The 22895-nt window shown below is 45.5% G+C and carries 21 protein-coding genes; 13 read left to right on the top strand and 8 right to left on the bottom strand.

All coding sequences use genetic code 11. The features are described from left to right. Positions 1–240: 240 nt before the first annotated feature. On the bottom strand, positions 241–1149 hold the full coding sequence (locus K8U60_RS09305; RefSeq protein WP_223637497.1) for a proline dehydrogenase family protein: 909 nt from the start codon (positions 1147–1149) through the stop codon (positions 241–243). 304 nt (positions 1150–1453) lie between these two features. Here K8U60_RS09305 and K8U60_RS09300 point away from each other — a divergent pair, with 304 nt between their 5' ends. Continuing rightward, entirely contained in the window at positions 1454–2863 is a 1410-nt protein-coding gene (locus K8U60_RS09300; protein WP_223637495.1) for a hypothetical protein, read from the top strand. A gap of 176 nt (positions 2864–3039) precedes the next feature. Here K8U60_RS09300 and K8U60_RS09295 read toward each other — a convergent pair whose 3' ends face one another. Beyond that, the gene (locus K8U60_RS09295) at positions 3040–3600 is read right to left on the bottom strand and encodes a shikimate kinase (RefSeq protein ID WP_223637483.1); all 561 of its coding nucleotides are present in this window, start codon (positions 3598–3600) and stop codon (positions 3040–3042) included. 264 nt (positions 3601–3864) lie between these two features. On the opposite strand from K8U60_RS09295, the gene K8U60_RS09290 reads away from it, so the two are divergent. Continuing rightward, positions 3865–4914 (top strand): lactonase family protein, encoded by a 1050-nt coding sequence (locus tag K8U60_RS09290; RefSeq protein ID WP_223637480.1) that lies wholly within the window; start codon positions 3865–3867, stop codon positions 4912–4914. A 38-nt stretch (positions 4915–4952) separates the two neighbouring features. Here the strand turns inward: K8U60_RS09290 and K8U60_RS09285 are convergent, their stop codons facing one another. Together K8U60_RS09285 and K8U60_RS09280 are read right to left on the bottom strand one after the other, a co-directional pair. Further along, entirely contained in the window at positions 4953–5282 is a 330-nt protein-coding gene (locus K8U60_RS09285; protein ID WP_223637477.1) for a hypothetical protein, read from the bottom strand. A 3-nt stretch (positions 5283–5285) separates the two neighbouring features. Next, positions 5286–5864, bottom strand: a complete 579-nt coding sequence (locus K8U60_RS09280; RefSeq protein ID WP_223637475.1) for an SCO family protein — start codon at positions 5862–5864, stop codon at positions 5286–5288. Between the two features lie 230 nt (positions 5865–6094). On the opposite strand from K8U60_RS09280, the gene glgB reads away from it, so the two are divergent. From glgB to K8U60_RS09240, 8 genes are all read left to right on the top strand, one after another. Then, complete coding sequence (gene glgB, locus K8U60_RS09275) at positions 6095–7963, top strand: 1,4-alpha-glucan branching protein GlgB (RefSeq protein ID WP_223637457.1); 1869 nt, start codon at positions 6095–6097, stop codon at positions 7961–7963. Beyond that, the gene (locus K8U60_RS09270) at positions 7953–9101 is read left to right on the top strand and encodes a glucose-1-phosphate adenylyltransferase (RefSeq protein WP_223637454.1); all 1149 of its coding nucleotides are present in this window, start codon (positions 7953–7955) and stop codon (positions 9099–9101) included. The genes glgB and K8U60_RS09270 overlap by 11 nt, the downstream gene beginning before the upstream one ends. Next, a complete protein-coding gene (locus K8U60_RS09265) occupies positions 9098–10120 on the top strand; it encodes a GlgC family sugar phosphate nucleotidyltransferase (protein WP_223637451.1) in 1023 nt (340 codons plus the stop codon). The genes K8U60_RS09270 and K8U60_RS09265 overlap by 4 nt, the downstream gene beginning before the upstream one ends. Further along, positions 10117–11544: a glycogen synthase GlgA gene (glgA, locus tag K8U60_RS09260; protein WP_223637448.1), complete on the top strand. Its 1428-nt coding sequence runs from the start codon at positions 10117–10119 to the stop codon at positions 11542–11544. The genes K8U60_RS09265 and glgA overlap by 4 nt, the downstream gene beginning before the upstream one ends. A gap of 15 nt (positions 11545–11559) precedes the next feature. Further along, complete coding sequence (locus tag K8U60_RS09255; protein ID WP_223637445.1) at positions 11560–13947, top strand: glycogen/starch/alpha-glucan phosphorylase; 2388 nt, start codon at positions 11560–11562, stop codon at positions 13945–13947. 19 nt (positions 13948–13966) lie between these two features. Beyond that, positions 13967–14776: an SDR family oxidoreductase gene (locus K8U60_RS09250; protein ID WP_223637442.1), complete on the top strand. Its 810-nt coding sequence runs from the start codon at positions 13967–13969 to the stop codon at positions 14774–14776. A 94-nt stretch (positions 14777–14870) separates the two neighbouring features. Then, a complete protein-coding gene (locus K8U60_RS09245; protein ID WP_223637440.1) occupies positions 14871–16001 on the top strand; it encodes an MBL fold metallo-hydrolase in 1131 nt (376 codons plus the stop codon). Between the two features lie 4 nt (positions 16002–16005). Next, positions 16006–16266 carry a DUF3006 domain-containing protein gene (locus tag K8U60_RS09240; RefSeq protein ID WP_223637426.1) on the top strand — a complete coding sequence of 87 codons (261 nt, stop codon included), beginning with the start codon at positions 16006–16008 and terminating at the stop codon, positions 16264–16266. Positions 16267–16311: 45 nt separating this feature from the next. Here the strand turns inward: K8U60_RS09240 and K8U60_RS09235 are convergent, their stop codons facing one another. The 4 genes from K8U60_RS09235 to K8U60_RS09220 form a co-directional block, all read right to left on the bottom strand. Beyond that, entirely contained in the window at positions 16312–16611 is a 300-nt protein-coding gene (locus tag K8U60_RS09235) for a DUF3219 family protein (protein ID WP_223637423.1), read from the bottom strand. Between the two features lie 3 nt (positions 16612–16614). Then, on the bottom strand, positions 16615–17781 hold the full coding sequence (locus K8U60_RS09230; protein ID WP_223637420.1) for an acyl-CoA dehydrogenase family protein: 1167 nt from the start codon (positions 17779–17781) through the stop codon (positions 16615–16617). 583 nt (positions 17782–18364) lie between these two features. Further along, entirely contained in the window at positions 18365–19420 is a 1056-nt protein-coding gene (locus tag K8U60_RS09225; RefSeq protein WP_223637403.1) for a YkvI family membrane protein, read from the bottom strand. Positions 19421–19671: 251 nt separating this feature from the next. Then, the gene (locus K8U60_RS09220; RefSeq protein WP_223637390.1) at positions 19672–20001 is read right to left on the bottom strand and encodes a YflT domain-containing protein; all 330 of its coding nucleotides are present in this window, start codon (positions 19999–20001) and stop codon (positions 19672–19674) included. A 123-nt stretch (positions 20002–20124) separates the two neighbouring features. On the opposite strand from K8U60_RS09220, the gene K8U60_RS09215 reads away from it, so the two are divergent. The 3 genes from K8U60_RS09215 to K8U60_RS09205 all read left to right on the top strand — a co-directional run bounded on the left by K8U60_RS09215 (position 20125) and on the right by K8U60_RS09205 (position 22759). Further along, complete coding sequence (locus tag K8U60_RS09215) at positions 20125–20859, top strand: MBL fold metallo-hydrolase (RefSeq protein WP_223637388.1); 735 nt, start codon at positions 20125–20127, stop codon at positions 20857–20859. A gap of 107 nt (positions 20860–20966) precedes the next feature. Beyond that, entirely contained in the window at positions 20967–21989 is a 1023-nt protein-coding gene (locus K8U60_RS09210) for an LLM class flavin-dependent oxidoreductase (protein WP_223637386.1), read from the top strand. Between the two features lie 128 nt (positions 21990–22117). Next, on the top strand, positions 22118–22759 hold the full coding sequence (locus tag K8U60_RS09205; RefSeq protein WP_223637384.1) for an NAD(P)-dependent oxidoreductase: 642 nt from the start codon (positions 22118–22120) through the stop codon (positions 22757–22759). Positions 22760–22895: the final 136 nt, after the last annotated feature.

Here is a 22895-nt window from a genome sequence, read left to right as displayed (position 1 = left end):
TATGACCCAAGAATCTGGCTGCTGGAGCTGGACATAACGAAAAGTGAAAGTGCCTGTTCAGCTCTGACAGGCATAAGGCGGACCAGCAGGGTGGCGCTCTTTGCCACACAGCTGGGTCGACTTATGACCCGAGGAGCTAGGCACTTGCAACTGGACATAGAGAAAAGCGTAAGCATCTCCTATAAAGCGACAAACGATAAGAAAAACACCTCCGAAAAAATTTCGGAGGTGTTTTTTCCTTTATTTAGATAGTAAACTTTTCAACGCCAAATTGATGTTTTGAGGCCTTTCTGCCAATCTTCTCATATAATAGGCATACCAATCCTGACCGAAAGGCACATAGGTAGTGAAGGCATAGCCTTCTTTTGCCAAATCTTTTTGCATGTCGGAACGGAAACCGTAAAGCATCTGGAATTCAAAGCGATCCAGTGGAATATTTTTTTCTTTTACGAATGTTTTGACCTGTTCAATAATATGATGATCATGTGTTGCGATTGACGTATATCCAGGCGCTTGAAGGTGGAGCTTGATGAGCTTCAAATAGTTTGCATCAATTTCTTCTTTGTCCTGGAGGGAGACTTCTGCACTTTCTTTATACGCGCCTTTTACGAGACGGAGACGGACATTCTGCAAGTTCTCCACATCTTTTTCGGATCGGTATAAATAGGCTTGGATAACGGTACCGACATTATCGTATTCCTTGAGCAGGGCTTCGAGAATATCGAGTGTTTGTTGCAGGTGGTCGTAATCTTCCATATCCAAATTAATGAAAATATCATAGTTGGCAGCAGCTGCCACAATTTCCTGGATGTTCTTCAGACAGAAGGCAGGATCGACGTCCAGGCCAATTTGCGTTAATTTAACGGACATATGCGCATTCACACCATGAGTCTGAATGGCTTCCAATGTGTTCAATATGGCCTCTTTAGCTTTTGTCGCTTCTTCTTTAGTGCGGACAAATTCGCCAAGACTATCGATTGTTGCACTAATGCCATTGGCATTCAGTTCTTTTACGGACTGCATCATACTTTTGATGTCAGTACCCGCAACCATTTTTCCGGCGCCTAATTTCAAGCCCCATTTTTTAGCAGCACTGTTTAATGGCTGATTTTTGGATAACGCAATGAAAAAACTCTTTGTTACACCCACGGTTAATTCCTCCCATACTGTTAGAACATGTCATCGATAAGCCGAGCCAATAAAACAGGGAAATGCTTTGCTCAATGAAATACAGTTTATTTTCCGGAGGAAGTTGCTGTATAATTCATTGTTATCTCAGAGCATATCACAGATTAACTGAAAACAAAAAATCGTAAGAAACATCGGGAAACCTTTAAGCAGGTCTCCCTCATTCGATTTAGAACTTGATTGGAAACCGTGGGATTAAAATAACTAGTTGTTAAAAAAGTGTAGAATGGGGAAAGATGATGAAAGTCGTCAGAGGAGGGATGAAATGAACCGGAAAGCTGCTAGAGGATTTATTTTTTCAGTTTCGGCATATGCTTTGGTGCATTTTGTCACTTACTTTTATGAGAATGCCGCTTTAACCGGAATGCTCTCTGTCTTGGGTGTTCTGATTTTAGTATCGGCTTTTCTTTTCCTGCCATTCAAGAAAATTCAGTTGCAATTATTCCTCGTTCTTATGGCTTTAGTGGTCCTATATTTTACGAGTGATTCGTTCGGTCCCGATTTGGTCCAAGGGTTACAGCAAATGAGAAATTTGATCGGGTTGCTGTTGATTGTCCCCATGATCAGTTGGGTACTGAAGGAAGAGCCTTATATTGAAGAGATTATGAGTTTCGCCCACAATTTCCTCAATAAGAGCCAGAAATTCTACTTTGGCTTGATGGCAATGACACAAGTCATCTCCCATTTTCTGTTGTTTGGCGTAGTGCCGATGATGTATCGCTTCATTGATACTTTTTTAAAGGAACATAAAGATGAAGCATGGGAGAATTTTAAAGGGACAGCCATTCTGCGCGGTTTTGGACTTTCCACCTTATGGGTCATCAGTATCCCGAGTTTCATCTTTGCGGTCGAAGCATTGGAAGCGACCCTGTGGAAGTCGATGGTGCTGGGATTCGCTTTTGCTTTAGCGGGAACAATCCTATCGGTAATCTTTTCCTATTACCAGGAAAAGAAATATGGAGTGGATTTCACCTTTGTTTTACGGCAGGAAATTGATAAAGCCATGAAGAATTCGCGGAATCCCGGAAAGTGGAACAAGGATGTTGCGGAATTTGTTTTTTTGTTCGTTTCTTTGTTCGGGACTATTTTTCTTGTCCACGAAATAACTGGATTGGAATTTTTACTGACCATCCCACTGGTCATTCTTGTCTGGACCTTGTTCTACTTTTTGATTAAAGGAAGAACTTCCAGCTTTGTTGTGGAAACCCGCTATTATTTCTCAGCAGGCATTGCCAAACAAGCACAGCAGTTCAGCATTTTAATGGCAGCTGGGGTGCTTATCTTTGCGTTGAATCAGTCGGATGTCGGCAACTATGTAATCAGCGGCATGAATTTTTTGACTGGAATCATTCCAGTTTTGAATATCCTGTTCCTGGTCCCGTTCATAGTCATTTTACTTGGCTTTATCGGCTTGGGCCCCTTGCCGGTTATCGTGTTGGTGACAGGAGTCCTGGAGGCGATTCCTTTTCCGTACCCTCCCGAATTAGTGGTGCTGGCGGTAACTTCAGGAAGTGTCATTTCCATCATATTGTCACCTTTTGTCATGCCGGTGATTATCTTGAGCAGTGTCAATGGATTGAGCGGAATCCGAAACGGTCTTCAATTCAATTTAAAGTTCGCTGTCGCTTTTTATATCCTGGTTCAATTATTCATTCAGACAGTTATTCATTTGTGATGAAAAGAGCATGAAGGCTTTTAAATGCCCTCATGCTCTTTTCAACAGGCTCAAAATTGAAAGCTTATAATTGATGGCGTATAATTTCTACTAACTGAATATTAAAACAAGGAAGGTGGTGAGGAGAGTGCTTGCCAACGAAAAAACCCGCCATTTATAGATGGTGGGTTTGATTTTCACTTGGGCTGAGGGGCATGGATCTCCCAGGATAATTTCAACGCGTCAGCCAAATACTCAGCTGCTTCTTCCGCTTGGAAATTATCCACTTGGAATTTGGAATGATTTAATGAATAAATCGATTGCCGTTCCAGAAACAGTATTTTCATATCTTCAAGAGAACGTCCTTTTAACAAAGGACGGTTGTCAACGAGAATATGGATTCGGTCTTTCCATGACTCCCATGAAATATCAAGAAACAAGACGATGCAATTGGCCATACAAATGTCTTGTATTTCCTTTTGCAGAAAAGCTCCGCCGCCAACAGAAATAATATTCAAGGGCTGTTGGCTGTATTTCACAATCAACTCTTTCTCTTTGGCCCGGAATGCCTGTTCACCGTAAACTTCGAATATTTGCGGAATCGGCATAGCAAATTCCTTCTCGATCTCGACATCGATATCAATAAAGCTCCGGTAGAGCTTTTGGGCCAGCAATTTGCCGACGGTTGTTTTGCCGACTCCCATAAAGCCGATGCAGACAATGCTTTTTTCACGGATGGATAAACCGAAATTTCTCATGAGCAACCTTCTTTCTCTTTTAGTGGAATTGGTCAGGTTTCATAGCTAACTTTACCTCATCTGTACCGTAAATTCACGGGAATTATAGAATTGATAAGCAAAATGAAGCAATTGGTCTTAAAAGGACTTTTTCGACTCTTTCTTCGGGACCAATGAAAGGCAATCTGTGTGGATGATTAGTCACCTCAACCCGTTAGTGTAGACTCTGCAAAATAATAGAGGGCACCAATGTTGTTTCATACCATTTAGTCGAGGAGGAATTTGATGGCAGCCAGCTATCTGCTGACAGGATCGTATTCATCAGAACAAGAACCGGGCATTAAACTTTGGGAATTCGAAGAGGCCAGCGGGGAATTGACCGAGTTGGCTGGTATAGCGGGCATTGAGCGCCCTTCTTTTCTTGCCATCCACCCGAATGGTACAAGTTTTGTCGCCACCAGTGAGGTGGGGGATGGCCAATTGGTCAGTTATTGGATTCATCCGGATGCGAAAAAAATAGTGGAACTCAATCGACAATCGTCCAATGGCGATCATCCGGCTCATATCACCATTGACGAAACGGGACAATGGCTCCTGTCTGTTACATATTCCGGCGCTACAGTTAACGTTCACTCTCTACGTGCAGATGGTGGAATTGGAGACTTGGCGGACTCTGTGAGACATGAAGGTTCCGGTCCGAATAAAGAGCGGCAGGATGCTGCTCATCCGCATTCGGTCATACAAGTTCCGGGGAAGAATTTATTTTTGGTTTCGGATCTGGGCAATGATACCATCACCACCTATAAGCTGAATTCCGATACCGGAAAATTGACACTTCAATATACTGTCCAAGCAGAAGGAGGAGCTGGCCCCCGCCATTTAAGCTTCCACCCGACAAAACCGTTTGTCTATTCACTAAATGAAATAAACTCCACACTGTTGGTTTACAAGATCAGCCAGCAAGGCCAATTGGATTTCCTGCAGTTGCTGCCTTTATTGCCCGACAACTACCAGGGACAAAATACCAGTGCGGAAATTGCTGTTTCGGGTGATGGCCGGTATGTCTATGCATCGAACCGAGGGCATGACAGCATCGCCACATTTGCCATACAAGATAATGGAACGTTGGAGAACATCGGGTTAGCAGGGGCGGGAGGAGAAGGGCCAAGGCATTTCGCCATAATTCCCGGCGATGAATGGCTTGTAGTGGCGAACGAAAATTCCCATACGCTCGCGGCTTTGAAAATGGGGCGATCAGGTGCTCCCTGCACAGTCGAAAATATTGTCCAGACGACCGCTCCGGTTTGCGTCAAAGTCATCAGGTCGAGACGGTAAAAAAACAGGCAGAGAAAAACTCTCTGCCTGTTTTTTAATTACCAATCCTGCGATTCTTTTTCCATGATGTCCAATTCTTTCAGCAGGCGGATAAAGCCGCTGTCCTGATTTCCTTCGAATGCTTTTTCAGTACAGGAAGAATGCGGAGGATAATTGAGTTCCTGTGCCTGCTCCAGAGTTGATTCTTCCAAAAAGTTGGTAGCGTCAGCCTGTTCAAAACACGAAGGTGCAATATAGGTCCTGAAGGTATGCTCCAGAATCACACGGCTTTCGGGTGCCGGCATATTTTCTCTCGGGATAAAGAAAAGCAGCAGCAAAAGGAAGGCGGCAAGCAGCAGCGCAACTATCCAGATTTTTTTCTTTGCCATGTCTTATTCCTCCGTCAATAGGATTTCCGCATCTGCCAAAATTTCTTCGACCGGGGGGTTCAATCCGTCATAGGCTTTCATGATGACGCCAGCTTGGTCAACTAGATAAAAGGAAGTCCCATGAATGACTTGATCGTCATTTTCAGGCTTCCGGGCTAAAGTCTGGAAATTATCCATAGCAAATTCATCGATTTCCTGTGGGGTATAGCCCGTCAACAGATTCCAACTGGATAAATCAGCTCCGTAATTTTCCGCATAGGATTTCAGGATTTCCGGTTTATCAAATGCAGGATCCACACTGAACGAAACAATCTGAACATCGAGGCCTTCCTGTTTTAATTGTGCCTGCAAATCTGTCATATTCGCCATCATCGGCAGGCAGACGGTCGTGCAATTAGTAAAAACAAAATCAGCTAACCATACTTCACCTTCCAGATCGGCTAAGCCGAAATCTTCATTGTTATGATTGGTGAATGTAAAATCCTCTATTTCCCATTTGAGGGGGTCTTCAATGCCCTGATTGCATGCAGCCAAAAAAATGCTGAAGAAAACAGCCAGTAACAGTCCTCTATAGTTTCGCAAAAATTTCAGCCTCTCTTTCAATAATCGGATATCCTCCTAAGCGTAGTGGATATTCTTCCCCCAAACAAGGGTATAAAGAAAAAGAAATGTGTAGACATTTCGAACGGAAATACCGAAAAATTCTTAATTTAACTAAATTTTTGGACAATTAACTTTCTTAACAAGGGATTTACATGGCTTATGTAGAATTAAAGGGGACACGGGACTGTTAAAATTTTGGAGGTGTGAAGATGAATGATCTGCAAAGCCTTCTGACGCAGGAAAAGCTGGATTCTTTCCATGCTGGACTGATGAAAGATGCGTATCTATACTTTGGAGCGCATGTCACTGAAGATGAAACAAGATTCACTGTATGGGTTCCGGGTGCAGTTGGCGTAAACGTAGCTTGTTCAAATCCTGAAAGCGACGTGGAAGAAATCTTTGGAATGGAGCAGCACCCCTTGGATCCGACAATCTGGCATATACAGATTCCTGGGAGACTGATTGGATATTCTTATGAATACATCATTGAAACTTCGGATGGGCAAATAGTAAGGAAATCCGATCCTTACGCACAAGCGAGTGAAATGAGGCCGAAAACCAAATCGGTTGTGGCAGCAGCCGCTAAGCACACTTGGTCAAAAACTGTGTTGCAACACAAAAAAATTCAAAATAGAAATCATTTTGAAAAGCCGATGGCTATTTACGAATTACATATCGGGACATGGAAGCGTAATGCCCAAGGTGGTTTTTTGAATTACCGTGAATTGGCTTCGGAGCTGATCCCCTATATCTTGGATATGGGCTTTACCCATATCGAAATCCTGCCCATTACAGAGCATCCTTTGGACGAGTCCTGGGGCTATCAGACAACCGGATATTTTGCGCCGACCAGCCGATATGGAAATGCTGATGATTTGAAATACTTTATCGCCAAATGTGCCGAAAATAAAGTCGGGTTGATTCTGGATTGGATTCCAGGCCATTTCTGTGTAGATGAACATGCGCTGGCTCTATTCAATGGCACGCCTTTATATGAGGAAGAGCGGTTGGAACGGCGCGCCAATCCGGATTGGGGCACATTGAATTTCGATGTCCAGAAAGGGGAGGTTGTCAGCTTTCTCACATCAAGTGCCCACTATTGGCTGAATGAATTTAAATTCGATGGCATACGGATGGATGCACTGGTCTGTCTGCTGTTCATCCCCAACAGAGAAGAACGCCCTCATAATGTTGAAGGTGTTGAATTCCTTCAGAAGCTGACAGATAGTTTGAAGGAATTTTATCCGGAAACAATATTAATTGCAGAAGATGCCTGGCATTATCCGAAAGTGACACATGAGGTTTCTGAGGGGGGAGTCGGTTTCCATTACAAATGGAATTTTGGTTGGATGCGCGACACGCTGGATTACATGGAAACGCAGCCTGATAAACGTTCTGAAGTGCATCGGAAAATGAACTTTTCCCTCATGTACCAGTATGAAGAGCGTTATCTTCTTGCGCTTTCCCATGATGAAGTGGTGAATGGTCAAGGTTCTTTGTTGAACAAGCTTCCGGGAACGTTGGATGAGCGATTTCTTCAACTAAGGCTGCTGCTCGGTTTCTGGAGTGCCCACCCGGGAAAGAAATTGCTGTTCATGGGTCAGGAGTTTGGGCATTTCGAAGAATGGGAATTTAAACCGGAACTGGATTGGCTTTCTTTGGAAATGGAAGAGCATAAAAAAATGGCTGATTTCACAAGAGAATTGCTGGCCTTCTACAGAACTGAAAAAGCGTTTTTTGAATTGGATGATCATCCGGACGGCTTTTCCTGGATTGACGCGGATAACCATGAGCAAAGCGTAGCTGCCTTTATTCGGAGAGGATATATGCCGGAGGACGAATGCATAATCGTCTGTAACTTCTCGGACAATCATTATGAAAACTTTAAGTTGGGTGTCCCGAAAAGCACGGAGTACGAAAAAATCTTTACGACAGGAAATGACTACCCGGAAGCTGTTGTCGGAGCGGCAGATGATCCATATGATGACTTGCCCTATTCCGTAGTATTGGATTTGCCTGCATTTACGATGAATGTGTGGAAACAAAAAAGGATGGGAGTGGAGCCAAATGAACGATAAAGTAATCGCAATGCTGTTGGCCGGCGGACAGGGAAGCCGGTTGAAATCACTGACGTATACGATAGCAAAGCCAGCGCTGCCGTTTGGCGGGAAATATCGGATCATCGATTTCCCGTTGTCCAATTGTACCAATTCAGGAATTGAAACCGTCGGGGTTTTGACGCAGTATCAGCCGCATGTTTTGCATCAATATATCGGGTTGGGAACACCGTGGGATTTGGATCGCCGCAATGGCGGAGTGACCATGCTTCCGCCGTATGCAGAAATAGATGGCATCAAATGGTACGCGGGGACAGCCAGCGCAATTTATCAGAACATCAGTTTCCTGAAGTCCTGTGACCCGGCCTATGTGCTGATTTTATCGGGAGACCATATTTATAAAATGGATTATGAGGCATTGGTGGACTACCACAAAGAACATGAGGCAGACGTAACGATTTCCGTCCTGGAAGTTCCTTGGGAAGATGCCAGCCGATTTGGAGTCGTTAACGTCAACGACAGTATGGACGTCATGGAATTTGACGAAAAACCGGAAAAGCCGAAAAGCAATCTAGCGTCTATGGGGGTATATGTCTTCAAATGGGAGAAGTTAAAAGAGTATTTGGAGACGGATAACGTAAATGAGGCTTCCTCCCATGACTTTGGGAAAGACATTCTGCCAGCCATGCTGGAGAAGGGCGAAAAAATGGTCGCCTATCCGTTTAAAGGCTATTGGAAAGATGTTGGAACCGTTGAAAGCCTCTGGGAAGCCAATATGGATCTGCTTGATTTGAATTCCGGCCTGAACCTGCATGATCCGGGTTGGCGGATCTTCTCTTCAAATCCACAGCTGCCTCCACAGGTCATCAACGAAACCGGCGATGTTCAAGCTTCCATGGTAAATGAAGGCTGTGTAATTTCCGGTAAGGTTTTCAAGTCCGTAATCTTTCAAAACGTAACGATTGAAGAAGAGGCCTCGGTGTCGGAATGTGTGGTCATGAGCGGTGCGAAGATCCGCAAAGGTGCCAAGCTTCATCGGGCTGTTGTACCGCCAAGATTAGACGTGCCGGAAGGATTTGAAATTCCTGGCCAACAGGATGAAGTGATCTTATTGACCCAAGAGCAATTGGATGAATGGAAGGAGCGTGTCGGAAAATGAACTTATTGGCTGTAGTCGACACATCTGTTAAAAAAGAAGGGCTGCAGGATTTAACGATCCAGCGGGCCATTTCATCTGTACCTTTTGCCGGACGCTACCGGCTGATCGATTTTCCTTTATCAAATCTTGTCAATTCCGGTGTAAATACGGTTGGCGTATTTCCTTCTTCTCCATTTGCTTCTCTGTTGGATCATATTGGAGTCGGCAAGAGCTGGGATTTGGACAGAAGAAAAAATGGATTGTTTTTCCTTCCGATCACACAGCGGGATGGAGGCTTATCCACGGTAGGCGCGTTTGCGGGATTGGAAGAGCATATGCAATTTTTCACAAAAAGCATACAACCTTATGCCATCGTCACCAACGGCTTCGTCGTCAACCAATTGGATTTCAGAGAGATGCTGAATCATCACATCGAATCAGGTGCAGACATCACAGAAGCTGTGAGTGAAGGGGTTTCCTTGAAGAATTATATTTTATCCAAAGACCTCCTAGTCGAATTGATTCAGACTCACCGTGACAAAAACGTGGTAAGTGTGGAAGATGTAGTCAATTTGAAGAAGAGCCCCTATACATTCAATCAGTATGAATACAAAGGTTACTTTGCCATTATCGATTCCGTTCAAAGCTATTTCCAGGCCTCGATGGGATTGCTGGATGAAGAAAATAGAAAACAGCTGTTCCTCCCTGGCCGGCCTATTTATACAAAAGTGAAAGATGAACCTCCAACGCGATATGTTACAGGATCAAGTGTCAAACGGGCTCTGATTGCCAACGGCAGCACCATCATGGGGGAAGTGAGTGACAGCATCATCAGCCGGGCAGTCAACATTAAGAAAAATGCACGTTTAGAGAAATGCATTATTATGCAAAAATGCGTGATTGAAGAAAATTGTGATCTGTCTTATGTGATTGCGGATAAAGATGTCTATATCGGTGAAGGGGTGGTTTTACACGGAACAGCTGAACAACCGATCGTTTTACGCAAAGGGGAGAAGGTCACTAAGGAGGATATGCGATGAAAATCATAATGGCAGCAGCAGAATGTGCACCATTTGCAAAAGCCGGAGGACTGGCTGATGTGATGGGGGCATTACCGAAAGAACTCAGCAGATTAGGCCATGAAATCAACGTCATCGTTCCGAAGTATAGTTTGATTTCAGAAGAACACACATCTGAATTCCATCTGCAAGAAACGATCGAGTTTGATTTTAAAGGCCAGCAATCAACATTTGGCGTCTATGAATACGCTCATGCCGGTGTGAAATTTTTATTTGTGGAAAACGACAGCTATTTCAAAAGAGACAAGATTTACGGCCAGCAAGATGATGCGGAACGATATGCTTTTTTCAACCGGGCGGTGCTGGAGATTATTCAGCGGCAGGAACAGCAGCCTGACCTGATTCATGTTCATGACTGGCATACTGCCATGGTTCCATTTCTATTGAAGGAAGACGATCGATATGCGTCGATTCAAGCGATAAAAACCGTTTTGACGATTCATAATCTGCAATTTCAAGGGAAGTTTGCCAAAGAGATATTTTTAGAAAACTTCGAAATGGATGAACGTTATTACGATGATGGTGTTGTGGAATGGAATGGCGACTTCAATGCGTTAAAGACAGGTATTTCCTATGTGGACAAAGTGACCACTGTCAGCCCTACCTATCGAGATGAAATCTTGACGGATTTTTATGGTGAGAAGCTGAATGGTTTTCTGCAGAAGAAAGAACAGGATCTGGTCGGTATTTTAAATGGAATCGATACAGATGTCTATAATCCCGCAGCCGATCAAGCCATTGAACGGCAATTTGATGCGATGAATCTGGAAGGGAAACAAGCCAATAAACGGGCAATTCAGCTGAAGGCGGCTCTTCCGGAACGTGGAGACGTGCCATTGATGACAATGATTTCCAGGTTGGCAGGACAAAAAGGAATTGATGTGCTGCAACAGGTGCTTCCTGCCTTGCTGGAAAAAGAAGATGTCCAGTTTGTATTGCTGGGTTCTGGCGAAGAGCAGTACGAACAGTTTTTCCACGAACTGGCAGCCAATTTTCCGGATAAGGTCTACGTCCATGTCGGCTTTGACGAAGCGTTCGCCCATCTATTGTATGCGGGTGCTGACATCTTTCTGATGCCTTCGCATTTTGAGCCTTGTGGATTGAGCCAATTGATCTCGATGCGGTATGGAACAGTTCCTGTAGCCAATAAAACAGGTGGTTTGAAAGACACTGTAGTGGAATACGATGAAAACCTGAAGACCGGCAATGGGTTTTTAAGCGATTTTTCACAGGACAAGCCATTCGACCTCGCCCTTAGCCGATGCCTGACTTTTTATCAGCAGCCGGAACATTGGGAGGCCATCAAAAAAAATGGGATGAAAGGTGATTATTCCTGGTCGCGCTCTGCGGCAGAATACGCTAAACTCTATGAAAGGATAATTTAAAGGGGCGTGCCAATTATGTTTTCTTCCAAAGAAGAGTTCAAAAAAAGCTTTGTCACTCGTATGGAACACAAGAGAATTGAAAAAACGCCAGAACTTGCTTATGAGACACTTTGGGAAATGACGAACGAATGGATACAGGATCGTTGGAATCGGACCAATCAATTGTATAAAGAAAATAATGAAAAGCAATTATATTATTTCTCTATTGAATTTCTGATTGGACGGGTCCTGGGACAAAATCTGATCAATTTAGATCATTATGAACTCGTCAAGGAAGGGTTGGAGGAGCTGGGCTTTCAACTGTCAGAGATAGAAGAGCTTGAAATAGAGCCTGGACTTGGCAATGGCGGCCTTGGAAGATTGGCAGCCTGCTTTATGGACTCGCTGGCTTCCCTTGAATTGCCTGGACATGGGTTTGGGCTGCGCTATAAAGGTGGCCTATTCACCCAGCATTTTGTTAACGGCTACCAGACCGAGCAGCCTACTCAATGGATACAGGAAGAAAATAATGTAGACATTCGCCGCGAAGAATTGGCGGTGGACATCCCTTATTATGGAGAAGTCCAATTGGTCATGGGATTGGATGGGCTTAAGATTAGAGTGGAAAATTCAGAGTGGGTCAAAGCCGTGCCTTATGACATGCCAGTGGTCGGAGCAAATGGCGGTACTGTCAATACGCTTCGGTTATGGCAGGCGGAAGTTTCAGACCGCCCATTTCCGGGTGATAAAGATTATGCAGTCTATGAACACGAGACCGCTAAAATCACGGATCGGCTTTACCCTGATGATTCACTCGATGCCGGAAAAATCCTCCGCCTGAAACAGCAGTATTTCCTGTGCAGCGCGTCACTTCAAACCATTTTAAACAACCGCAGTTTTGATATAGAGGCACTTCCAGAGAATGTTGCCATCCAAATCAACGATACGCACCCGGCTCTGGCGGTTCCTGAATTGATGCGCCTCTTGGTAGATGAATATGCCTTGAGTTGGGACGAAGCTTGGGATATTACAACCCGCACTATTTCCTATACAAATCATACGATTTTGGAAGAAGCGATGGAGAAATGGGACAGTCGGTTGATCCAATCCTTGCTTCCAAGAATTTATATGGTCATTGAAGAAATCGACCGGCGCTTTAAAGAAAGTCTGCAGCAGCAAGCTGTAGACGAGGAAGCCCTCCACAAATTATCCATTATCGAAAATGGTGTCATAAAGATGGCGGTGTTGGCGGTAGTGGGCAGCTATAAAGTGAATGGGGTAGCAAAACTGCATACGGAGATTTTGAAGAAGCGTGAGATGAAAGAACTAAATGAACAATTCCCCGATAAATTCCATAACAAAACCAATGGCATTACGCATCGCCGGTGGTTGATCAAAGCTAACCGGGAGTTGTCCGGGTTGATTACGGAAACGATTGGGCCGCAGTGGATCAGAGAACCTGAGCGGTTAAGCGAATTGCATTATTTCGCTCAAAATCATTCATTTCTTCAAGACTTCCAGGCGATCAAAAGCTTGAAAAAAGAGCAGTTGATTCACCACCTTCAACGAAACCAGAATATTATTGTGGATCCCGATTCCATATTCGATATTCACATCAAGCGGTTCCATGGCTATAAACGCCAATTGATGAATATCCTGCATATCCAGATGCTCTACGATCGGATTAAGCGGGATGCAACATATCGGCCATATCCGCGAACCTTCTTTTTTGGAGGGAAAGCAGCACCAAGTTACCATTTTGCGAAACAAGTCATCAAAATGATCAATACAGTGGCAGCGAAAGTGAACAGTGACCCATTGGTCAGAAAGCATCTCCATGTTGTTTTTGTAGAAAATTATAATGTTACCCAAGCAGAATACCTGATTCCAGCTGCAGATGTCAGTGAACAGATTTCGACAGCCTCTAAAGAAGCTTCCGGAACTGGGAATATGAAATTGATGATGAATGGTGCATTGACGATCGGCACTTTTGATGGCGCAAATGTCGAAATATTTGAGCAAGCAGGACAAGAAAATGCATTTGTTTTCGGTATGCGTGCTGAACAGGTGATGCAGCATGAGAAGGAACAGTCCTACAATCCACAAGAAATAATTGAAACGGATCCGGAACTTGCACAGTTGATGGAAGAACTGGTCAAAGGGGAATGGACAGAAGGTAAAACGAATGTCGACTTTATTGTTGATCAGCTGCTGGAAGATCGTGATCCTTACTTTGTGCTGAAGGATATTCGCAGCTACTCCAAAGCGCATGAACAAATTCTGGATGCTTATGTACAACCGGAGAAATGGGCGGAAATGTGTGTCAAAAACATCGCAGCTTCCGGCATTTTCTCCAGTGACCGTACCATCCAGCAATATTCAGATGATGTTTGGCATTTAACGAAGATTCCAAGTGTACATTAGAAGCTGAAAGGGTGGGAACATGGCGGATAAGGAATTCGACAACACCGATTTAAAGGATTATAAAGCCAGTGGAGCGCTGGCAGGCAAGGTAGCGATTGTCACAGGTGCCAGCAGCGGCATCGGCCAAGCCGTCGCAATCGCATACGCCAAGGAAGGGGCAAAAGTAGTGGTCGGCTACCTCGGTGACGATGAAGGAGCCCAAAAAACCATTGAACTGATTGAAAGCTATGGCGGCAAAGCCAAGGCGTTGAGTGGTGATTTAGGGAAATCGGCGAACTGTGACCAGTTGGTCCAATTCACCTTAACCGAGTTTGGCCAAGTAGATATTCTGGTTAATAATGCGGGCTATCAATATCCCCAGACTTCACCCTTGGATATCACGGATGAACAGATGCTGAAAACCTTTGAAATCAAGGCATTCGCCATGTTCTATTTGACGAGGGCGGCATTGCCGCATTTAAAGAAAGGGTCACGCATCATTAATACCGCCTCCATCAACGCTTACCGCGGTCATTCCGATCTCATCGACTATGCAGGAGCCAATGGGGCGATGGTGGCAATGACCAGGTCATTGGCCCGGCGCTTAGTGCGTGAGGAAATTGCCGTGAACGGCATTGCTCCAGGACCGATCTGGACTCCGTTGATCACCAAAACCTTCGGTGATTTATATCCCGATGTCGGCGACGACTTTGGTGAAGATGTGCCGGCCGGGCGCCCGGGTCAGCCGTATGAGTTGGTTAAAGCCTATGTATTTTTGGCCGATCCGCAAAATTCATATATGACGGGCCAGTTCCTCCATATGAACGGCGGGGACTATATGTCTACGTGAAGCAAGGTAAGCAGGACCAGGAACTTTTCTTGGCCTGCTTTTTTATTTCTCTATTGTATATGGTAAAATTCACTGGAGAAAGAGGAGTGAGTTTTTGAAAAAGATTATATGGGCCTTATGGGCAGTTGTGATTTTCATCTTGCTGGCAGCTTGTACAGAATCAGTCGAGCAACCGGTGGAACAACGCAATGACAACGAAACAGATCAGGAAATTGAACAACCAGAACCTGAGGAACCTGTTGGAGAGGAAGCGGCATTGGATGGATTGACGGTACATTATATCGATGTCGGACAAGGGGATTCCACATTGCTTGAATTCGACGGGTTTGCAATGCTGATCGACGCCGGCAACTGGAATTCGACAGAAGCCGTGGATTACTTGAAGCAGCAGGAAATCAACGATATCGATATCGTCATCGGAACTCATCCGGATGCCGACCATATCGGGCAGCTGGCACAGGTAATTGGTGAATTCGAGGTTGGGGAAGTATGGATGTCCGGCAACACAAGCAGCTCCAATACATTCCTCAATGTGCTTCAAGCCATCGAAGCGAGCGGGTCTGAGTATGTGGAACCGAGAAGCGGTGACACTTTTGATGTGGGTTCAATGCAAATTGACGTGCTGTATCCAGACGAAATCACCGGTGCAGCAAACGAAGAGTCGGTATCGTTAAAGATGACTTACGGTGATGTTCGTTTTGTTTTCACAGGTGATGCGGGCGTCAAGCAGGAACAGGAAATGATCGACAGCGGCATGGATTTAGATGCCGAAATTCTGCATTTAGGCCATCACGGCTCCAATACGTCGACAAGCCCTGCCTTTTTGAAAGCAGTGACGCCTGAAGTGGCGATTTACAGTGCGGGAGCCGATAATTCGTACGGACATCCGCATGCAGAAGTGATTGCTGCTGCGGAAAATGCAGGCGCTGAAGTGTATGGGACAGACGTCAATGGCACCATTGTTGTTAAAACGGATGGCACGTCCTATAACGTATTGACCCAACAGGAAGGTGTGCCGACTGAAGGAGAAAATCGGTGTATTGATTTAAATATAGCCTCCTCAGCGGAATTGCAGGAGATTTCAGGAATCGGTGAAGCTTATGCTAAGGCAATCATCGAGCAGCGTCCGTTTGAGCGTGTCGAAGAATTGCTGGATATCAAAGGAATCGGCCAAGGGACGCTGAGTGCTATTCAAGAGCAGGGTCTGGCATGCGTAGGAGGGTGATGAAATGAAAGGGATTTTGGACCGGATTGAGGATGAAAGGCACGCAGTCATCCTAGTGGAAGAAGAAGGAATCGAACTTGTTTTGCCAGCCAATCGCTTGCCTGAAGGAAGTCACATCAACTCCTGGTTTACCATCGATGCAGAAAATGGCCAATTGGCAGTCACCTTGGATGAAGAAACGTCCATGGCCAAGAGGGAACAAGCTGAAGAGCTGATAACAAGGCTTCGAACGAAGAAAAAAGGAAGCCGCTTTAAGCGGAAATGAGAAGAAGCCCGTTACCTGTAAAAGGTTCCGGGCTTCTTTTGATAGTTATGCTTGTTCAATTAACTCCAAGTAGTAATCGGCAATTTGGCCGGGTTTATATAAATCAGTGATGGATGTCGAATAATTGGAGATGGCCGCGTTAAATTCCAGTTCTTGTACCGGAACGCGGATCCGAAAATTCATTTCATAAAGCAATACCGCAATGTCATGGTATTCTTCACTGGTTACTTTGAAGTCAAAAGAAATTTTTCTTTTCTTCTGGTTGGAATGGGGGTCTTCAATCAATTCCTCTTTCAAGTTTAACGCGTGGACTTCAGTATCATTGATCCAAATAATGGTTTCCATCGTTTATTTCACCTCTGATTTTGAGTGTTGGGTAAAGCTTTGGATTGCCTGCGCCGCCAATTGGCTTTTTACCATGTCTTCCATCGGCGGATTATAGAGTCCGGCACGGACGTTCAGGTAATGGCGATGCATCGGATTGTCTTCTGAAAGGGCACGGGATCCGACAATTTTCATCGCCTTATCCACTACACCCATTGCCGCATGGGTGACAGCGATTTTTGTGACATTCAATGCTTCATCCATCTCTGCCTTATCATCGGCAAGAACATAGCGCTCTGCAGTACCGTACAGAAGGTGGCGGGCAGTAGTAAGCTCAAGTTCCATCTCACCGATGGTCTGTTGGATAGCAGGAGTTTCCGCAATCGGCTTGCCGAGAGATGCTGGACTGTAGTTGGCTGCAAATTCAACTGCGTAGGCTCTTGCAGCCGCGGCAATTCCGATATAACAGGCAGGGATATGAAGCAGCCAGCCTTTAGCGGCTGCAGCCGAGCCGGAAGGTTTTAATACATGTGTTTTGGGAATTCGGACATGATTGAGGACCAGTGTGTGGCTCGCTGTACCTCTCATCGCCAGCATGTCCCAGGTCTCGTCGATCGATACCCCTTCGGCGTGGCGAGGAATGATGACCGTGATGACTTCATCATTTTCCGCAGCAGCAGTCACGAAAATATAATTGAGTGCAGGTGCCATGGAAGTATAGGTCTTTTCTCCGCTGACAATATACTGATCCCCCTCGGTAACTGCTGTAGTGCGCGGCAAAGCGCCACGGGCAGGACTGCCGGCATTCGCTTCTGTAGCGGCGGTGTTGATGAGCGCACCGTTTGCGATTTCTGCCATCAGCCATTCCGCTGACTCGGCATGCCAATGGCGATTTTCTGCATACTCAAGAACGATGCCGACATGCCAGCCGATGGAGAGAGCCGTCGCTCCGGATCCTTCCGCTATGGCTTCCTGTGCCAATACGTATTCGTACAATCCAAGTCCCTGGCCGCCGGATTCTTTCGGCAAGGTCAAGGTATGATAATTCATTTTTTTCAGGTCTTTGATGTTTTCGAAAGGGAAGGAGCCGCGTGCATCCAGCTCCGGCTCACGCGCCTGAAAAACGGGCTGAAGGACACGGAGTTGATCGACTAACGCTTGCTGTTCAGGTGTTTTGATAAATTGATTCATAAAAAGACTCCTTCTTCTTTTCTTTATCGAGTTGCGGAGCTCTATAGGGTCTTAAGTCAGCCCAGCGGCACAGAAACACCGCTTGGCAGTTCTGCCTTAAGCCTGTCGGAGCTCCACGGGTGCCTTCGCTTTTCTTTGTCCAGCTGCGCCACCCAGCTCCTCGGGGTCTTAAGTCAGCCCAGCCCAGCGGCACAGAAACACCGCTTGGCAGTTCTGCCTTAAGCCTGTCGGAGCTCCACGGGTGCCTTCGCTTTTCTTTGTCCAGCTGCGCCACCCAGCTCCTCGGGGTCTTAAGTCAGCCCAGCCCAGCGGCACAGAAACACCGCTTGGCAGTTCTGCCTTAAGCCTGTCGGAGCTCCACGGGTGCCTTCGCTTTTCTTTGTCCAGCTGCGCCACCCAGCTCCTCGGGGTCTTAAGTCAGCCCAGCCCAGCGGCACAGAAACACCGCTTGGCAGTTCTGCCTTAAGCCTGTCGGAGCTCCACGGGTGCCTTCGCTTTTCTTTATCCACCGTACCATAAAAAAGCCGCCAAAGCAGTGTTGCATGCTTTGGCGGCTTAAGTATCAGTGAGGAAGAAACTTCACTTATTGGAGTTTCTTTTTGTGCGTTTTTCGGATATCGGCAACAATTAGGGCTACGACAAGGAACAGGCCGAGATAACCGACGATTGGATAAAACATACTTACAAGCTTCGTGAACCCGACAAAACTTAATATGTAAGCCACAATACCAACGATGATAACAAAAATACGGAATTTTTTGGTTCCCAGTACGACAAAGCGCGCTGAGAATGAAAACAGCATGCTGACAGCGGTATTGTAGATCATGCCGAAAAGGATGAATGACATAATCACTCCGAGAATCGGTGAAAGGTCATCGGCAATTTGCAGCAACGGCATTTCTGCGCTGCCGACAATATCCACTTTAGAGAAAATTGCCAAATGGCTCAGAATGATCATGGCACCTAAGATCAGTCCGCCAATAAGCCCGCCGCGTGCTGCGATTTTTTCATCTTTTTCAGTTCCGCCCATGACGATAGCCATCGAAGCACCCACTGCAATATTAAATGAAACATAATTGATGGCGGACAGGAACCAGTTTGGCAATGCCGACATCTGTTCATTGGCGATTGGGTCCAGTGCATTAAACGACGAATCCATCGTCAATAAACTATAGACAGCTAATCCAACAACAGCGACGACCAGGAATGGCGTGATGCTGCCAATGATGGCGATGACTTTTTGGACGTTCATCATAATGGTCAGAACTACCAGAATCACCATGACCGTACTGCCAAGTGGAGCCGGTAGATTGAATTGCTGAGAGAAGATGGATCCGGCTCCCGCAATCATCACTACGCCTACACCGAACAGGGTGAGGATGATGATATAATCGACGATTGTTCCAACGAGTCTGCCGCTGATGCCAAAAATGGCTTCTTTATGTGATGTAGTTTTCATTCGGCTGCCTAGTCGAGTCAAGCTCATGCCTAAATAAGCAAATAAAGCAGTTGAAAGGATGGCGGCCACAGTCCCCATATGGCCAAAGCTGGTAAAATACTGAAGAATTTCTTGTCCAGAAGCGAATCCAGCTCCGACAATAATTCCGGCAAAGGCACTCCCCATTTTTAAACTTTTCATGTTGTTCCCCCTTGGTGCGAATTAATACAATAGCAAGTTTTTTAAAAATTAAAAAATCCCTATCTAAATATAGCAAAAGAAGTAAGCGTATACAACAGGAAAAGAGCATTAAAACTGTATATAACTCTATATACCTACTGAGATAAATGGATAAAAATAACATATTAAGATAGTAAAAAAGAAAATTCAAATGATTGCTCCTGCGCAAAAAAAAGCATCGCCGATTGTTTCGGCGATGCTTTGATACTCAATTATTCTACGTCTTTATTTGCAACAATAACCAATTTTCCTTTATCAAGTTCTTCTTCATACTGCTCTGCTTCCTGATCGGATAAGCCTGCAGCTGCCAATTTTGCACGAAGCTCGTCACCGCGTGAACTGGTCATGTTTTTCATGCTGTCCAGGAATCCCTGTTCTTTGACGCCGACTTCTTCTGTATCCAAAGCCTTCGTGATGTCTTTTCCGCGTTTTTTGTCATGTGCAAAGATGTAGATGTTATCGAGTGAATAACCTTGCGTTTCCAATTTTTCGATTTCCTTTTTTGCCTGTACTGCGTTTTCGACTGTCATTTTTAAAGTCAAAGTAATCCCTCCAAATAATTTCTATCTTACTAGTATGCATACCACGGCAATGGGGAGTTTAAACAAGAGGATCTTTTGTCAGTCAGGTATACTGGAGGAAATTAAAAACAAGGAGTGATTTCTTTGAAGGTCATACCGATTGGCATTTGGGGAGGCTATCCCAATAAAAATGAAGCGACATCAGCTTTTTTGATTGAACAGGACGGATTCCGCTGTTTAGTCGATTGTGGCAGCGGTGTCTTGGCGGCCGTCCAGAATTATACGGAATTGCGTGAATTGGATGCGGTCATCATCAGCCATTATCACCCGGATCATATCGCTGATATCGGCGTTCTGCAGCATGCAGCGATGGTAGGTATGCAATTGAAGGAGTGGGAAACTCCCTTGCTGATTTACGCACATGACAAGGACCAGGAAGAGTTCAAGAAACTGTTCTATAAAGGTGTCACCGAAGGCAGGGCAATACAGGCTGCCGAGACTTTGGAGCTGGGGCCTTGGCAAGTATCTTTTTGCGAGACAATTCATCCGGTGTATTGTTTGGCGATGAAATTTACTGCGGATGGCAAGAGTGTGGTGTTTACGGCAGATACCAGCTGGAAAGATGAGCTGATCGGTTTTTCGGACGGGACAGATCTGCTGGTTGCTGAATCGAATCTTTACGAAAAATACCTGGGCATTATTCCTGGGCATCTCAGCGGCAGCCAGGCTGGTGAATTGGCTGAACGTGCCGGTGCCAAGCGATTGCTGCTGACCCACTTGCCGCAATATGGAGAGTTGGATGAAATTCTGCATGCAGCAAAGTCCAGTTATTCAGGCGAAGTCGAATTTGCAGTAATAGGAAAGAGTTACGAAATCTGAACCGCTCGCTTTTTCTCCTTTGGCAGGGGAAGACAGGCAGATAGTTTGTGTACCAGATATTTTCCTTTTATCCTTAAAGCATATGAAGGATGAAAGGAAGTTAAAAAATGTCACAATCCATAGATTCATTCCCGATTTCCGTTCTGGACCTGGTGCCAGTCCGTGAAGGTGGAACGACGAAAGATGCATTAGATGAAATGGTCACAATCGCACAGCACGCTGAGAAGTTGGGGTACAACCGCTTTTGGCTGTCTGAGCATCACAATACAGCTACGCTTGCCAGCTCAGCTACGGCAATCCTCATTTCCAAAGTCCTTGAAAACACCGAATCCATTCAAGTGGGATCGGGCGGAATCATGCTGCCGAATCATACACCGTTGGTTGTTGCAGAGCAATTCGGCACGTTGGAAACCATGCATCCGGGACGTTTGAACTTGGGTCTCGGACGTGCTCCAGGAACTGATATGCAGACAGCGCATGCGCTTCGCAGAACCACGCAGGAAACCGCGTTCGCGTTTCCACAGGACGTCGTCGAACTGCAGAATTACTTGAAGCCGTTGGATGGGCAAGGTCCAGTCCGAGCGCATCCGGGCGTGGGAACGGCAGTGCCGGTTTATATCCTGGGATCAAGTACTTCAAGTGCTCAGCTTGCTGCAAGCCTTGGACTGCCATATGTGTTCGCTGCACATTTTGCACCACAGCAGCTGCAACAAGCCCTGCAGATTTACCGCAACGGATTCCAGCCTTCGGAATATCTGGCTGAGCCGTATGTCATGGTGTGTGTCAATGTCGTCGCAGCAGACTCCAACGAAGAAGCTGAGAAGTTGGCGACATCCAGTGATCTATTCTATCTGAACGTCGTAAGAGGCAGCAAGAACCTGCTTCAGCCACCGTTGGATACAATGGATGGACAGTGGAGCTACCGTGAAGAGATGATGGTGCGGGGCATGTCCCAATACACCTTTAAAGGCGATGAAGAAACGATAAGTGAGGATTTAGGGAAATTTGTAGCTGAATTGCAGATTAACGAAGTGATTGCGGTTTCCTATATCTACGATCAGGAAAAAAGAAAACGCTCATTTGAAGTGTTGAAGCAGGCGGCAAATCGTTTTCACGTTGCGACTGCCTAAAGTTTACTTGAACTGTTCGACAGTGGATGTTCTTCACGATTCTCAGGAAAAGAGCAAAGTGGTTGAAGCGGTGTAAGAGCCGTTTCGTTCGCTTCCTATGCAGATTATAGAGACTGGAGGAAAAGTAAATGAAAATAGGTATTATAGGCGCCACAGGAAAAGCAGGCAATTTAATTTTAAAAGAAGCATTGAAAAGAGGGCATGAAGTAACGGCCATTGTCAGAGATTCGCAAAAGGTCGAAAATTCGGATGTGCCGGTGCTGGAGAAAGATGTTTTCGGTTTAACGGCAGCAGATTTAGCGCCCTTTGATGTAGTGGTGAATGCGTTCGGTGTTCCACCTGAAAAGGCCAAGCAGCATATCGAAGCCGGAAGAATTCTGATTGACGCACTTAAAGAAGCTCATGATACCCGTTTGATTGTAGTCGGAGGAGCTGGCAGTTTGTTCGTTGATGAAGCACGCACAACCCGTCTGGCAGAAACTCCCGAGTTTCCTGAAGCGTTTAAATCGATTGCCAATGGCCAGGCACAAAATTTGGCTGATCTGGAAGCGTCGGAAGGAATCCAATGGACATTCCTGAGTCCTGCTGCATTTTTTGATCCGGAAGGCCGCCGTACAGGCCGTTACCAAAAAGGCGATGACGGATTTATCGTCAACAGCAAAGGGAAGAGCTACATCAGCTATGCTGATTATGCCATTGCGCTGGTGGATGAAATCGAGAGTGGCGAACATAAGAATAAACGGTTTACCGTGGTTTCTGAAAACCATTAATAGTCTTGGGGAGAAGTCGATTTCAAAGGAAGTCGGCTTTTCTTCTGGGTTGGAATCATCGGCAATCGGATGGAACTTGCCATGAAATGTTCACGTTCATTAAAAGAACAGTAGAATGAATGATGTATAATGAGAT

The organism is Planococcus circulans (assembly GCF_020023385.1).
In the GTDB taxonomy this organism is placed as follows: domain Bacteria; phylum Bacillota; class Bacilli; order Bacillales_A; family Planococcaceae; genus Planococcus.
This window is presented reverse-complemented; position numbering and strand designations above follow the sequence as displayed.

What these genes read in the sequence shown, in the direction of transcription:
- K8U60_RS09300 (WP_223637495.1), top strand. Translation starts at nt 1,454, where the DNA reads ATGAACCGGAAAGCTGCTAGAGGATTTATTTTTTCAGTTTCGGCATAT.
- K8U60_RS09295 (WP_223637483.1), bottom strand. Translation starts at nt 3,600, where the DNA reads ATGAGAAATTTCGGTTTATCCATCCGTGAAAAAAGCATTGTCTGCATC.
- K8U60_RS09290 (WP_223637480.1), top strand. Translation starts at nt 3,865, where the DNA reads ATGGCAGCCAGCTATCTGCTGACAGGATCGTATTCATCAGAACAAGAA.
- K8U60_RS09285 (WP_223637477.1), bottom strand. Translation starts at nt 5,282, where the DNA reads ATGGCAAAGAAAAAAATCTGGATAGTTGCGCTGCTGCTTGCCGCCTTC.
- glgB (WP_223637457.1), top strand. Translation starts at nt 6,095, where the DNA reads ATGAATGATCTGCAAAGCCTTCTGACGCAGGAAAAGCTGGATTCTTTC.
- K8U60_RS09270 (WP_223637454.1), top strand. Translation starts at nt 7,953, where the DNA reads ATGAACGATAAAGTAATCGCAATGCTGTTGGCCGGCGGACAGGGAAGC.
- K8U60_RS09265 (WP_223637451.1), top strand. Translation starts at nt 9,098, where the DNA reads ATGAACTTATTGGCTGTAGTCGACACATCTGTTAAAAAAGAAGGGCTG.
- glgA (WP_223637448.1), top strand. Translation starts at nt 10,117, where the DNA reads ATGAAAATCATAATGGCAGCAGCAGAATGTGCACCATTTGCAAAAGCC.
- K8U60_RS09255 (WP_223637445.1), top strand. Translation starts at nt 11,560, where the DNA reads ATGTTTTCTTCCAAAGAAGAGTTCAAAAAAAGCTTTGTCACTCGTATG.
- K8U60_RS09250 (WP_223637442.1), top strand. Translation starts at nt 13,967, where the DNA reads ATGGCGGATAAGGAATTCGACAACACCGATTTAAAGGATTATAAAGCC.
- K8U60_RS09240 (WP_223637426.1), top strand. Translation starts at nt 16,006, where the DNA reads ATGAAAGGGATTTTGGACCGGATTGAGGATGAAAGGCACGCAGTCATC.
- K8U60_RS09235 (WP_223637423.1), bottom strand. Translation starts at nt 16,611, where the DNA reads ATGGAAACCATTATTTGGATCAATGATACTGAAGTCCACGCGTTAAAC.
- K8U60_RS09230 (WP_223637420.1), bottom strand. Translation starts at nt 17,781, where the DNA reads ATGAATCAATTTATCAAAACACCTGAACAGCAAGCGTTAGTCGATCAA.
- K8U60_RS09225 (WP_223637403.1), bottom strand. Translation starts at nt 19,420, where the DNA reads ATGAAAAGTTTAAAAATGGGGAGTGCCTTTGCCGGAATTATTGTCGGA.
- K8U60_RS09210 (WP_223637386.1), top strand. Translation starts at nt 20,967, where the DNA reads ATGTCACAATCCATAGATTCATTCCCGATTTCCGTTCTGGACCTGGTG.
- K8U60_RS09205 (WP_223637384.1), top strand. Translation starts at nt 22,118, where the DNA reads ATGAAAATAGGTATTATAGGCGCCACAGGAAAAGCAGGCAATTTAATT.